We start from the raw sequence: 12,904 nt of genomic DNA, 5'->3' as shown, positions 1-12,904 counted from the left end.
ATGAGGGGAGCAGGCGCTGAGGGGCATGTGGGTACGACGACATGCCGTGCAGAGATGAAGTGATGGGGAGACGCGGAACGTGCCACACAGGGGCACATCAGGAACGGCGCGTCAGCAGCCGTGCGCGATACGACCCGGAACCCAGACCGTGCGGTGGACGAGGCGACTCAGATCAGCGTTGGTGTACATCCGCCGGTCGCCTCCTTCCGGTCCTGATGGGTCGGCTTCGTCCGCACCGTAGTGGCTGCGATCACACCGGTCAAGAGGTCGTCCACGACCCCGGAGAAGCGATTGCATAAACGTGCAGCGAAACGTATAGTCATGCTCCTGAGGAGGAGGATATCCATGGCGGTACGTGCGGCAGTGGCCGGAGCGAGCGGATACGCGGGCGGAGAACTGCTGCGTCTGCTGCTGGCCCACCCCGAGGTCGAGATCGGTGCCCTGACCGGCAACACCAACGCCGGACAGCGGCTCGGTGCCCTGCAGCCGCACCTGCTGCCGCTCGCCGACCGGGTGCTGGAGCCGACCACCGCCGAGGTCCTCGCCGGGCACGACGTGGTGTTCCTCGCGCTGCCCCACGGGCAGTCCGCCGCCGTGGCCGAGCAGCTCGGACCGGATGTGCTGGTCGTCGACATGGGCGCCGACTTCCGGCTGAAGGACGCCGGTGACTGGGAGCGGTTCTACGGCTCCCCGCACGCCGGTACCTGGCCGTACGGCCTTCCCGAACTGCCGGGTGGCCGCGCCGCGCTGGAGGGGTCCAGGCGCATCGCGGTGCCCGGCTGCTACCCGACCGCCGTCTCCCTCGCCCTCTTCCCCGCGTACGCGGCCGGCCTCGCCGAGCCCGAGGCCGTCGTCGTCGCCGCCTCCGGCACCTCCGGCGCGGGCAAGGCGCCCAAGCCGCATCTGCTGGGCAGCGAGGTCATGGGCTCCATGTCGCCCTACGGCGTCGGCGGCTTCCACCGGCACACCCCCGAGATGATCCAGAACCTCAGCGCGGCGGCGGGGGAGCGGGTCACCGTCTCCTTCACTCCGACCCTCGCGCCGATGCCCCGGGGCATCCTCGCCACGTGCAGCGCCTCCGCGAAGGAAGGCGTCACGGCCGAGTCCGTCCGCGCCGCCTACGAGAAGACCTTCGCCGACGAGCCCTTCGTGCACCTGCTCCCCGAGGGCCAGTGGCCCGCGACGGCGTCCGTCTTCGGTTCCAACGCCGTTCAGATCCAGGTCGCCTACGACGAGGCCGCGCACCGCATCATCGCGATCAGCGCCATCGACAACCTGACCAAGGGCACCGCGGGCGGTGCCGTCCAGAGCATGAATCTCGCCCTGGGTCTCGCCGAGACGACCGGGCTTTCCACGATCGGAATCGCACCGTGAGCGACGCACGTGCAGCCACCGGGCCGCAGACAACGACGAAGGCCGCACCTCTGCGCTGCACGGGCGGAGAAGCGAACAAGGAGATGCCGTGAGCGACGCACGTGCAGCCACCGGGCCGCAGACAACGACGAAGGCCGCACCTCTGCGCTGCACGGGCGGAGAAGCGAACAAGGAGATGCAGTGAGTGTCACGGCAGCCAAGGGATTCACGGCGGCGGGAATCGCCGCCGGGATCAAGGAGAACGGCAACCCGGATCTGGCCCTCGTGGTCAACAACGGTCCCCGCCGCGCCGCCGCGGGCGTCTTCACCTCCAACCGCGTCAAGGCCGCGCCCGTACTCTGGTCCGAGCAGGTCCTCAAGAGCGGGCAGCTGACCGCGGTCGTCCTCAACTCCGGTGGCGCCAACGCCTGCACGGGCCCGAAGGGCTTCCAGGACACCCACGCCACCGCCGAGAAGGCCGCCGAGGTGCTGGGCATCGGCGCGGGCGAGGTCGCCGTCTGCTCGACCGGCCTCATCGGTGTCCTGCTCCCCATGGACAAGCTGCTCCCGGGGGTCGAGACGGCCGCGGCGCAGCTCTCCGAGCACGGCGGCGAGAAGGCCGCCATCGCCATCAAGACCACCGACACCGTCCACAAGACGTCCGTCGTGACCAGGGACGGCTGGACCGTAGGCGGCATGGCCAAGGGCGCCGGGATGCTCGCGCCGGGCCTCGCCACCATGCTGGTTGTCCTCACCACCGACGCCGACCTCGACAGCGAGACCTTGGACAAGGCCCTCCGCGCGGCCACCAAGGTCACCTTCGACCGCGTCGACTCCGACGGCTGCATGTCCACCAACGACACGGTGCTGCTGCTCGCCTCCGGCGCCGCCGAAGTCACCCCGGACCACGCGGAGTTCGCCGAAGCCGTACGGCAGGTCTGCGACGACCTCGGCCAGCAGCTCATCCGGGACGCCGAGGGCGCCAGCAAGGACATCAAGGTCGAGGTGATCAACGCCGCGACCGAGGACGACGCCGTCGAGGTGGGCCGCTCCATCGCCCGCAACAACCTCCTCAAGTGCGCCATCCACGGCGAGGACCCCAACTGGGGCCGCGTCCTGTCCGCGATCGGCACCACCAAGGCCGCCTTCGAGCCGGACCGCCTGAACGTGGCCATCAACGGCGTCTGGGTGTGCAAGAACGGCGGCGTAGGCGAGGACCGCGAGAAGGTCGACATGCGCTACCGCGAGGTGCACATCGTCGCCGACCTCGCGGCCGGCTCCGAGACCGCCACCATCTGGACCAACGACCTCACCGCCGACTACGTCCACGAGAACAGCGCCTACTCGTCATGAGCACCACGCGGAAGCACACCGCCCTCCCCAAAGCGCAGATCCTCATCGAGGCGCTGCCCTGGCTCGTCCGCCACAACGGCAAGACCGTCGTGATCAAGTTCGGCGGCAACGCCATGGTCGACGAGGAGCTGAAGGCCGCGTTCGCGCAGGACGTGGTGTTCCTGCACCACGCCGGCCTCAAGCCCGTCGTCGTGCACGGCGGCGGCCCGCAGATCAGCGCCGCCCTCGACAAGCACGGCATCGTCAGCGAGTTCAAGGCCGGCCTCAGGGTCACCACCGAGGACGCCATGGACGTCGTGCGCATGGTGCTGGCCGGTCAGGTGCAGCGCGAGCTGGTCGGGCTGCTCAACCGGCACGGACCGCTGGCCGTGGGCCTGACGGGCGAGGACGCGCACACCATCACCGCCACCAAGCACCAGCCCGAGATCGACGGCGAGCTCGTCGACATCGGACGGGTGGGCGAGATCACCGGCATCGACACCGGCGCGATCGAGGCACTGCTCGCGGACGGCCGCATCCCGGTCGTCTCGTCGATCGCCCGCAGTCAGGACGACGGACATGTCTACAACGTCAATGCTGATACGGCGGCTGCGGCACTCGCTGCTGCTCTGGGCGCCGAGACACTCATGGTCCTCACGGATGTCGAGGGACTCTACGAGGACTGGCCGAACAGCGACGAGGTGATCAGCCGCCTCACCGCTTCCCAGCTGGAGAAGCTGCTGCCGGAGCTGTCCTCCGGCATGGTCCCGAAGATGGAGGGGTGCCTGCACGCCGTGCGCAACGGCGTGACCACCGCCCGCGTGATCGACGGCCGGGTCCAGCACTCGATCCTGCTGGAGATCTTCACCGACGAGGGCATCGGCACGATGGTCGTGCCCGACGAGGACACCGAGGGGGAGTCATGAGCAACCAGGAGATGACCGCGCGGTGGCAGGGCGCGCTCATGAACAACTACGGCACTCCCCGGCTGCCCCTGGTGCGCGGTGAGGGCGCCAGGCTGTGGGACGCCGACGGCACGGAGTACGTCGACTACGTCGGCGGCATCGCCGTCAACGCCCTCGGCCACGCCCACCCGGCGGTCGTGGAGGCGGTCAGCAGGCAGATCGCGTCCCTGGGCCATGTCTCCAACCTGTTCATCGCCGAGCCGCCGGTCGCGCTCGCCGAACGGCTCCTGCAGCTCTTCGGCCGCGAGGGCAAGGTCTTCTTCTGCAATTCGGGCGCCGAGGCCAACGAGGGCGCCTTCAAGATCGGCCGGCTCACCGGGCGCACCCACATGGTCGCCACCGACGGCGGCTTCCACGGCCGCACGATGGGTGCCCTTGCGCTGACCGGCCAGCCCGCCAAGCAGGAGCCGTTCCGGCCGCTGCCCGGCGACGTCACCCACGTCCCGTACGGCGACGCCCAGGCACTGGCCGCGGCGGTCACCGAGGAGACCGCGCTGGTGATCATCGAGCCGATCCAGGGCGAGAACGGGGTCGTCGTGCCGCCGCCCGGCTACCTCAAGGCCGCGCGGGCGATCACCGCCGCCAAGGGTGCGCTGCTCGTCCTCGACGAGGTGCAGACGGGTATCGGCCGCACCGGCCACTGGTTCGAGTACCAGGCGCACGAGGGCGTCCTGCCGGACGTGGTGACCCTGGCCAAGGGCCTGGGCGGCGGACTGCCGCTGGGCGCCACGGTCGCCTTCGGTCGGGCCGCCGAGCTGCTCCGGCCCGGGCAGCACGGCACGACCTTCGGCGGCAACCCCGTCGCCTGCGCCGCCGGACTCGCCGTGCTGGACACCATCGCGAACGACGGCCTGCTGGAGAACGTCAAGCGGCAGAGCGAGCGGCTGCGGGACGGAATCGAGTCCCTGAACCACCCGTTGATCGCCCATGTCCGGGGCGCGGGGCTTCTCCTGGGTATCGTGCTCACCGAGCCGCTCGCGCCGCAGGCGCAACAAGCGGCTCAGGACGCCGGTTTCCTGGTCAACGCGCCCGCCCCCGATGTCGTACGGCTGATGCCGCCGCTGAATCTCGGCGACGACGACGTGGAGGCGCTGCTCCAGGCTCTTCCCGGCATCCTCGACGCGTGTCACGGGGACGGACGATCCGGAGAATGAGACGACGATGAGCCAGGCGCAGGAGGACCAGGGGCCGGGCGGGAACGCGGGGCCCGCCGTACCGCAGACCCGCACCGCACGGCACCGCCGGATCGTGGACATCCTCAACCGGCAGCCGGTGCGGTCGCAGAGCCAGCTGGCGAAGCTGCTCGCCGACGACGGGCTGAGCGTCACCCAGGCGACGCTCTCCCGGGACCTGGACGAGCTCAACGCGGTGAAGATCCGCAACACCGACGGCGATCTGATCTATGCGGTGCCGAGCGAGGGGGGGTTCCGTACGCCTCGTGCGCCGCTGGGGGAGTCGGCGAAGGAGGAGCGGATGCGGAGGCTGTCGCAGGAGCTGCTGATCTCCGCGGAGGCCTCCGCGAACCTCGTCGTCCTGCGGACGCCTCCGGGGGCGGCGCAGTTCCTGGCGTCGGCGATCGACCAGGCCGAGCTGCACGACATTCTGGGGACGATCGCCGGTGACGACACGCTGCTGCTGATCAGCCGGGAGCCGACGGGAGGGCAGGCCCTGGCGGACCACTTGCTGCGGCTGGCACAGAACGGCCACTGAAGGGGGTGGGGGCGGTGCGCTGCCGGGTGCGGGTCGTGGCTGGCTGGTCGCGCAGTTCCCCGCGCCCCTGAGGCGTTGCCGCCGGCCGGCGTTCAATCGCAGGCCTCGCAGCGGCACCCGGCCGTGGCGGCGGACTCCGTCCGTCCCGCGGGCAGTCGTGCAGGGCGGCACGGTGGGCGCGGACGGTGCCCCGTCGGCCCGGGTGAGCGTCACGCCCCCGCCTCAGCCCAGACGTGCCGCCAGCCCGCCCGTCCAGCGGACCTCGTCGCCCGCCGTCACCAGCAGGGCCTCCACGCCCTCCAGGGACTCCAGCCAGGCCAGACCTGCTCGCGAACCCATCGCGAACGCCGCCGTCGCCCAGCAGTCCGCCCAGGTCAAGGACGGTGCCACCACCGTCACCGCCACCAGGTCCGTCACCGCGGAGCGCCCCGTGCGGGGATCGACGATGTGCGCGCCCCGCTCAGCCGTACCGGACGTCGCCACCGCCAGCTCCTCCGTGCCCGCCGACGAGACCACCGCCGCCAGCCCCCCGGGCCGCAGGGGATCCGCCACCCCGACCCGCCAGGGCCGGTGCGCCCCGGGCGTGCCGAGCAGCTGGACGTCACCGCCCCCGTTGACGCTCACCCCCACCGGCCCCGCCGCCGCGATCAGACGCGCGGCGCGCTCCACCGCCCAGCCCTTCACGATGCCGGTCGGGTCCAGGCGCCCGCGGTACCGCGGACTGAACCAGCCGTCGCTGACCCGCTCGGCCTCGTCGGCGAGTTCCAGCACCTCGGCGACCTCCGGATCGCATTCCCCGACCGTCAGCTCGCCGCGCGCCAGCCGGGAGACCTGGCTGTCCTCGCGATACGTGCTGAACACCTCGTCGGCCCGGTGCAGCCCCGCCACCGCTTCCTCCAGCGCCGTGCGCACGGCGTCGGGTTCCCCGCCGCGGACGTCGAAGGAGAAGACGGTCCCCATCGTCTCCACCACCCGACGCTCCGCGGCGGGAGCCTCGGCGGACCCGGTCACCGTGTCAGCCACCGGCCCGGTCCAGAGCCGACTGCAGCGACTGCTTGTAGCCGGTGCTGGTGTACGTCGCCCCCGACACCGCGTCGATGTCCGCGGTCCCCGCCGCCACGGCCGCCTGGTTGAGCTTGGGCACGGCGTTGCTGGTGATCTGGTCGCTCTGCCCGCCCTTGGGGGTCTGGACCGCCTCCGCCTTGATGATCTTGCCGCCCGCGACGGTGATCCGGACCTGGACCGGCCCGTACTGGGTCTTCACCGCGTCACCGGTGACCGTGCGTGCCTGCGCCTCGCCGCCACCCCCCGCGTCCTGCCCGGACCCGGACCCGGACCCGGCGCCGGACGACTGCGACGACCCCGCCGCCTTCGCCTTGTCCAGTGCCGACTGCAGCGACTTCTTGTAGCCGGTGCTGGTGTACGTCGCCCCGGACACCGCGTCGATGTCCGCGCTCTGCGCCGTCACCGCCGCCTGGTTGAGTTTCGGTACGGCGTTGCTGGTGATCTGGTCGCTCTGCCCGCCCTTGGGCGCCTGGACCGCCTCCGCCTTGGTGATCTTGCCGCCGCTGACCGTCAGGCGGACCTGCACCGCGCCGTACTGGGTCTGTGCCGCGTCTCCGGTGACCGTGCCGTCGCCGATGGGCTGGGCGCCGCCCTGCGGGGACTGGGCCGCCGCGGGCGGGGCCGCACCGCCCGCCGCCTCGGCCGCGCCCGGGTCGGACGCCGGCTTCAGCGACAGCAGCAGCACGATCCCGGAGACCGTGGCGGCGGTGGCGAGCACGGCACGCCGGACGGGGTGACTCTTCCTCATCGCTTCTCAAGCTCCTGATGGGTCTTGATGGTTGGGAGGGCGCGCAGGGCGCGGGGGCGCCGAGGCCTCGGCGGACCGTCGCTCACATCTCGAACGACTCGTGATGGATCCGGCGCGCGGGGACCCCCGCGCCGCGCAGTGCCTCGTACACCTGCTGGGCGAAGCCGGGCGGACCGCACATGAAGACGTCGTGGCGGTCGATGTCCGGGATCTTGCGTTGCAGGCTCTCCGCGGAGATGTCGGGGCGCTCCCCGTCGGGGCTGTTCACCGCGTACATCAGCCGGGCACCGCGCTCGTCGGCGATCTTGGCCAGTTCGCCCCACAGGGCCAGGTCCTGGGTGCTGTTGGCCCGGTACAGCAGAGTGATGTCACCGGAGGCGCCGGGCAGGGTCTCGAACAGGGCCCGCATCGGGGTGATGCCGACCCCGCCCGCGACCAGCAGCACCTTGCCGCGGCTGCGACGCTGGGCGGTCAGCGCGCCGTAGGGGCCTTCGGCCCACACCCGGGTGCCGGGCTCCAGCTCGCGCAGCCGGGAGCTGTGGTCGCCGATCGCCTTCACGGTGATGCGCAGCAGATCGGGGCGGGGCGCCGCCGACAGCGAGTACGGGTGGGAGCTGAAGCGCATGCCCGGCGCGAGGAACCGCCAGCGGAAGAACTGCCCGGCCTCCGCGCCGATCCGGTGCAGCTTGCGCCCGCGGATCAGCACCGACACGATGCCCGGCGTCTCCTCGATGACCGCCTCGACCCGCATCCGGTGCCGCAGGTTCAGCCGGATCGGGGTGATGATCCGGTACCACAGGACCAGCGCGGTCACCGTGCCGTAGAGGCCGTACCAGAAGGTCTTCGCGGAGGGCTCGACGGCGAACTCGTTGCCGGTGGTGATCTGGTGCCAGAACGTCAGGTACACCGCCGCGTAGGTCAGCAGGTGCACGTGGTACCAGCCGTCATAGGGCAGCCTGCGGCGGATCGGGCCGATCGAGATGAAGGCGATCACGAACAGCAGGCCGGTGCCGATCGCGGCCTTGCCCATGTCGGGCAGCGTGTTGATGGAGGTGACGGTCTGCTGGACGATGTCGCCGAGGGACTTGCCCGCCTGCAGGGCGTAGCCCCACATGATCAGGAAGACATGGGCGACGACCAGGCAGACGGTGTAGCGGCCGCTCATCGCGTGCCAGCGCGCGACCCGGTCCGAACCCACCCGGCGTTCCAGCGCGGGCACGCGTGCCATCTGCAGCACCACCAGGGCCATCAGATAGCCGGCCAGCAGACCGGTGATCCGGCCCGCGGCGACGATTTTCCCGGTGGTGTCCGCGATGGACGGGGTGTTGGTCCACCACAACCACAGCACGGCCACCGCGCCCGCCCCCACGGCGAGCAGCAGGGGCACGGCGGGGGAGCGGCGCGGGCGGATGCGGCGCATCGTCTGGCGGCGGGCGGCACGGCCGCCGGCGAGCGTGGTGGTCACGGTTCCTCCGTGGGGACTTGACCCTTGGCCCACAGATACGTGCCGTGACGCGGGAGTGTTCAGACGCGTGTGAGGCGGCCTCGCTCGGGCTCAGTACCGGGTGATCGCGGTACGACCGCTCGTCGTGCCGATCGCGAGGTGCGGTGTGCGCTCCGGGTCGGCCCAGCGCAGGATGCTGCGCATCGCCTCCTTCGGCACGGACACGCATCCCGCCGTCGCGCCCCGCCCGTTGACGTGCAGGAAGATGCCGGCGCCCCGGCCGCGCACCGGACGGTGGTAGTTGAAGTCGACGACCAGGGCGTGGGCGTACTGCGTGCGGTAGGTGATCAGATGCTCGGCCTCGGCGGCCCGGCAGTCGGCCGCCCGGGGTTCGGTCCACCGGTTGTAGGAGCGCGAGCCGGTGTCCTGGCACCACCAGGAGCCGGCCCGCACGGGACGGTACTCGTACGCCGTCCCGCGGGGTGCCGCCTCGATGCCGAAGGCGTACGGCAGTCCGTACAGCCCGGTCGGGGTGGTGTCCGTGCCCTGACGGCGCGCCGTTCCCTCCACGAGCCCTCTGGCCCCGAAGCGGGCCGGCGCGGTGCCGGCGGCGACCCAGCGGCCGTCCTTGCGGTCCCACCAGGTGACCGTGCCGCTCGTCGAGCCGGTTCCCGGCGCCACCGCGGTGATCAGCTGCCGGCCGCCCCCGGTGTCCGCCATGCGCTCGGGCAGCGGCGAGGACGGTCGCCCGGCACCGAGGACGAGCAGCGACAGCGAGGCGAGGGCGACGGCGGGGAGGCGGACACCTGGGCGCATGGCTCAGACCGTAGACGGGGGCAGCGGCAACGGCAGCCCGGGTAGTCCGTCCAGGCTGGTCGCGACGTGCTCCTTCTTGGTGAAGTACGCGTTGAGCGAGTCGTCGTCCTCCCGCGCGAACCGCTTGCCGTGCAGATCCCGGTCCGTCTCGTACGCCATGAAGGGAACGGCGTACCCGCAGGTGTCCCGGACCAGTTCGGCCGTCACGACGATGACGGCGCGCAGGCCGTGGGGGGTTGGATCGATGTCGGGGAACCGGGCGAGCAGCTCCGGGAACCGCGGATCGTCCCGGAAGACGGGCTCACCGCGTCCGTGCACGCGCACGATGTTCGGCGGTCCCTGGAAGGCGCACCACATCAGGGTGATGCGGCCGTTCTCCCGCAGATGGGCGACGGTCTCGGCGTTGGAGCCCGCGAAGTCGAGGTAGGCGACCGTGCGGTCGTCGAGGACGGCGAGGGAGCCCTTGAGGCCCTTGGGCGAGAGGTTGACCGTGCCGTCGGCGGACAGGGGAGCGGTGGCGGTGAAGAAGACCGGCTGCTCCTCGATGAAGGTCCTCAGGCGGCCTTCGATGCGCTCATAAGTCTTTCCCATGCCTAACGATTATGGTGTCGAACCTTTCGTCTGTCTAATTAATTCACGTACGCATCGGGGGGAAGGAGGTGGATTGACGAATCATGCGGACTCCTGCATACTCATGCATGTCAGCGAATGCACTGTGAGGAGAAACCCGTGACCGAGCGCGTCGTACTCGCCTACTCAGGCGGTCTGGACACCTCCGTCGCCATCGGCTGGATCGCCGAGGAGACGGGCGCCGAGGTCATCGCCGTTGCGGTCGACGTCGGCCAGGGCGGCGAGGACCTGGACGTCATCCGCAAGCGCGCGCTCGCCTGCGGTGCCGTCGAGGCCGAGGTCGCGGACGCCAAGGACGAGTTCGCCGAGGAGTACTGCCTCCCGGCGATCAAGGCCAACGCCCTCTACATGGACCGCTACCCCCTGGTCTCCGCGCTCTCCCGGCCGACGATCGTCAAGCACCTCGTCGCCGCCGCCCAGAAGCACGGGGCCACCACCGTCGCCCACGGCTGCACCGGCAAGGGCAACGACCAGGTCCGCTTCGAGGCCGGCATCGTCGCCCTCGCCCCCGACCTCAAGTGCATCGCCCCGGTCCGCGACTACGCCATGACCCGCGACAAGGCCATCGCCTTCTGCGAGGACAAGGGCCTGCCGATCGCGACCACCAAGAAGTCCCCGTACTCCATCGACCAGAACGTCTTCGGCCGGGCCATCGAGACCGGCTTCCTCGAGGACATCTGGAACGCGCCGATCGAGGACATCTACGAGTACACCCAGAACCCGGCCGTCGAGCGCGAGCCGGACGAGGTGATCATCTCCTTCAAGGAGGGCGTCCCGGTCGCGATCGACGGCAAGCCCGTCACCGTGCTCCAGGCCATCCAGCAGCTCAACGAGCGGGCCGGCGCCCAGGGCATCGGCCGGATCGACATGGTCGAGGACCGCCTCGTCGGCATCAAGTCCCGCGAGGTCTACGAGGCCCCCGGCGCGATCGCCCTGATCACCGCCCACCAGGAGCTGGAGAACGTCACCGTCGAGCGTGAACTCGCCCGCTACAAGCGGGGCGTGGAGCAGCGGTGGAGCGAACTGGTCTACGACGGCCTGTGGTTCTCGCCGCTGAAGCGGGCGCTGGACGGGTTCGTCAACGAGGCGAACCAGCACGTCACCGGTGACATCCGGATGACGCTGCACGGCGGGCGTGCGGTGGTGACCGGGCGGCGCTCGGAGCAGTCGCTGTACGACTTCAACCTCGCGACGTACGACACGGGCGACACGTTCGACCAGTCCGCGGCGAAGGGGTTCATCGACATCTACAGCCTGTCGGCGAAGATTGCGGCGAAGCGGGATCTGGCCTGACCGGGCCGGTTGCTCTGGCAGGGGAGCTGCGGGTCCGTTGTGGCTGGTCGCGCAGTTCCCCGCGCCCCTTTCGGGGCGCTTTCATCACCATTCTTGAGGAGCGCAGGTAGTGAGCAGCAACAGCGGTGACGTACGGCTCTGGGGCGGGCGGTTCGCCGACGGGCCCGCCGAGGCCCTGGCCAAGCTGTCCGCGTCGGTCCACTTCGACTGGCGGCTCGCACCGTACGACATCGCCGGCTCCCGTGCGCACGCGCGCGTGCTGCACAAGGCCGGGCTGCTCAGCGAGGACGAGCTCACCCGCATGATCCAGGGCCTCGACCAGCTGGAGGCGGACGTGGCCTCCGGCTCCTTCACCGGGACCATCGCCGACGAGGACGTCCACACCGCCCTGGAGCGCGGCCTGCTGGAGCGACTCGGCCCCGACCTCGGCGGCAAGCTCCGCGCCGGCCGCTCCCGCAACGACCAGGTGGCCACGCTCTTCCGGATGTACCTGCGGGACCACGCCCGGATCATCGGCGGTCTGATCGCCGACCTCCAGGACGCGCTGATCGGTCTCGCCGAGGCCCACCCGGACGTGGCCATGCCCGGCCGCACCCACCTCCAGCACGCCCAGCCGGTGCTCTTCGCCCACCACGTGCTCGCCCACGTCCAGTCCCTGTCCCGGGACGCCGAACGGCTGCGCCAGTGGGACGAGCGTACGGCGGTCTCGCCGTACGGCTCCGGCGCCCTCGCGGGCTCCTCCCTCGGCCTGGACCCGGAGGCGGTCGCCGAGGACCTCGGCTTCGAGCACGGCAGCGCGGCCAACTCCATCGACGGCACGGCCTCCCGTGACTTCGTCGCCGAGTTCGCCTTCATCACCGCGATGATCGGGGTGAACGTCTCCCGGATCGCCGAGGAGATCATCATCTGGAACACGAAGGAGTTCTCCTTCGTGACCCTGCACGACGCCTTCTCCACCGGCTCGTCGATCATGCCGCAGAAGAAGAACCCGGACATCGCGGAGCTGGCCCGGGGCAAGTCCGGTCGTCTGATCGGCAACCTCACGGGCCTGATGGCCACGCTCAAGGCACTCCCGCTCGCGTACAACCGCGATCTGCAGGAGGACAAGGAGCCGGTCTTCGACTCCATCGACCAGCTGGAGATCCTGCTCCCCGCCTTCACCGGCATGATGGCCACCCTCACCGTGCACCGCGAGCGCATGGAGGAACTGGCCCCGGCCGGCTTCTCCCTCGCCACCGACATCGCCGAGTGGCTGGTCAAGCAGGGCGTCCCGTTCCGCGTGGCGCACGAGGTCGCCGGCGAGTGCGTCAAGGTCGCCGAGGCCGAGGGCAAGGAACTGGACGAGCTGACGGACGACCAGTTCGCGAAGATCTCCGCCCACCTCACCCCCGAGGTCCGCTCGGTCCTCAACGTCCCCGGCGCCCTCGCCTCCCGCAACGGCAGGGGCGGCACGGCGCCGAGCGCGGTCGCGGTCCAGCTGGCCGAGGTGAAGGCGGACGTCGCGGCCCAGCACGAGTGGGCGACCGCCAAGAAGCGGTAGGGGACGCC

Annotated in this window: 12 protein-coding genes; 7 read left to right on the top strand and 5 right to left on the bottom strand. The window is 70.8% G+C overall.

All coding sequences use genetic code 11. The annotated features are described in order from the left end of the window. Positions 1–345 precede the first annotated feature (345 nt). From argC to AB0412_RS14405, 5 genes are all read left to right on the top strand, one after another. A complete protein-coding gene (gene argC, locus AB0412_RS14425; protein WP_366402875.1) occupies positions 346–1,374 on the top strand; it encodes an N-acetyl-gamma-glutamyl-phosphate reductase in 1,029 nt (342 codons plus the stop codon). Positions 1,375–1,554: 180 nt separating this feature from the next. Next, the gene (gene argJ / locus AB0412_RS14420) at positions 1,555–2,706 is read left to right on the top strand and encodes a bifunctional glutamate N-acetyltransferase/amino-acid acetyltransferase ArgJ (RefSeq protein WP_366402874.1); all 1,152 of its coding nucleotides are present in this window, start codon (positions 1,555–1,557) and stop codon (positions 2,704–2,706) included. Next, positions 2,703–3,611 (top strand): acetylglutamate kinase, encoded by a 909-nt coding sequence (gene argB / locus AB0412_RS14415; protein ID WP_366402873.1) that lies wholly within the window; start codon positions 2,703–2,705, stop codon positions 3,609–3,611. The genes argJ and argB overlap by 4 nt, the downstream gene beginning before the upstream one ends. Continuing rightward, complete coding sequence (locus AB0412_RS14410) at positions 3,608–4,804, top strand: acetylornithine transaminase (protein ID WP_366402872.1); 1,197 nt, start codon at positions 3,608–3,610, stop codon at positions 4,802–4,804. Before argB ends, AB0412_RS14410 begins: the two co-directional genes overlap by 4 nt. Positions 4,805–4,811: 7 nt before the next feature. Beyond that, a complete protein-coding gene (locus AB0412_RS14405) occupies positions 4,812–5,360 on the top strand; it encodes an arginine repressor (protein WP_366402871.1) in 549 nt (182 codons plus the stop codon). Between the two features lie 222 nt (positions 5,361–5,582). Here AB0412_RS14405 and AB0412_RS14400 read toward each other — a convergent pair whose 3' ends face one another. The 5 genes from AB0412_RS14400 to AB0412_RS14380 form a co-directional block, all read right to left on the bottom strand. After that, positions 5,583–6,320, bottom strand: coding sequence for an FAD:protein FMN transferase (locus AB0412_RS14400; RefSeq protein WP_366402938.1), 738 nt, complete (start codon positions 6,318–6,320; stop codon positions 5,583–5,585). Positions 6,321–6,375: 55 nt separating this feature from the next. Then, positions 6,376–7,173, bottom strand: a complete 798-nt coding sequence (locus tag AB0412_RS14395) for an FMN-binding protein (RefSeq protein WP_366402870.1) — start codon at positions 7,171–7,173, stop codon at positions 6,376–6,378. 82 nt (positions 7,174–7,255) lie between these two features. Beyond that, positions 7,256–8,638, bottom strand: a complete 1,383-nt coding sequence (locus AB0412_RS14390; protein ID WP_366402869.1) for a ferredoxin reductase family protein — start codon at positions 8,636–8,638, stop codon at positions 7,256–7,258. A gap of 90 nt (positions 8,639–8,728) precedes the next feature. After that, positions 8,729–9,433: a L,D-transpeptidase family protein gene (locus AB0412_RS14385; protein WP_366402868.1), complete on the bottom strand. Its 705-nt coding sequence runs from the start codon at positions 9,431–9,433 to the stop codon at positions 8,729–8,731. Between the two features lie 3 nt (positions 9,434–9,436). Beyond that, positions 9,437–10,024 (bottom strand): pyridoxamine 5'-phosphate oxidase family protein, encoded by a 588-nt coding sequence (locus AB0412_RS14380; protein WP_366402867.1) that lies wholly within the window; start codon positions 10,022–10,024, stop codon positions 9,437–9,439. Positions 10,025–10,162: 138 nt separating this feature from the next. Here AB0412_RS14380 and AB0412_RS14375 point away from each other — a divergent pair, with 138 nt between their 5' ends. Further along, positions 10,163–11,356 carry an argininosuccinate synthase gene (locus tag AB0412_RS14375; RefSeq protein ID WP_366402866.1) on the top strand — a complete coding sequence of 398 codons (1,194 nt, stop codon included), beginning with the start codon at positions 10,163–10,165 and terminating at the stop codon, positions 11,354–11,356. A 109-nt stretch (positions 11,357–11,465) separates the two neighbouring features. Next, positions 11,466–12,896, top strand: coding sequence for an argininosuccinate lyase (gene argH / locus AB0412_RS14370; RefSeq protein WP_366402865.1), 1,431 nt, complete (start codon positions 11,466–11,468; stop codon positions 12,894–12,896). The last annotated feature ends 8 nt before the right edge of the window (positions 12,897–12,904 follow it).

Origin of the sequence: Streptomyces sp. NPDC052012, from assembly GCF_040689265.1 — a bacterium.
In the GTDB taxonomy this organism is placed as follows: Bacteria; Actinomycetota; Actinomycetes; order Streptomycetales; family Streptomycetaceae; genus Streptomyces.
Note: the sequence above shows the minus strand (reverse complement) of the source record. Positions and strands in the feature narration are given on the sequence as shown.

Excerpts from the sequence above, each read along its gene's own strand:
- argC (WP_366402875.1), top strand. The coding sequence starts at position 346 with ATGGCGGTACGTGCGGCAGTGGCCGGAGCGAGCGGATACGCGGGCGGA.
- argB (WP_366402873.1), top strand. The coding sequence starts at position 2,703 with ATGAGCACCACGCGGAAGCACACCGCCCTCCCCAAAGCGCAGATCCTC.
- AB0412_RS14410 (WP_366402872.1), top strand. The coding sequence starts at position 3,608 with ATGAGCAACCAGGAGATGACCGCGCGGTGGCAGGGCGCGCTCATGAAC.
- AB0412_RS14405 (WP_366402871.1), top strand. The coding sequence starts at position 4,812 with ATGAGCCAGGCGCAGGAGGACCAGGGGCCGGGCGGGAACGCGGGGCCC.
- AB0412_RS14400 (WP_366402938.1), bottom strand. The coding sequence starts at position 6,320 with ATGGGGACCGTCTTCTCCTTCGACGTCCGCGGCGGGGAACCCGACGCC.
- AB0412_RS14395 (WP_366402870.1), bottom strand. The coding sequence starts at position 7,173 with ATGAGGAAGAGTCACCCCGTCCGGCGTGCCGTGCTCGCCACCGCCGCC.
- AB0412_RS14385 (WP_366402868.1), bottom strand. The coding sequence starts at position 9,433 with ATGCGCCCAGGTGTCCGCCTCCCCGCCGTCGCCCTCGCCTCGCTGTCG.
- AB0412_RS14380 (WP_366402867.1), bottom strand. The coding sequence starts at position 10,024 with ATGGGAAAGACTTATGAGCGCATCGAAGGCCGCCTGAGGACCTTCATC.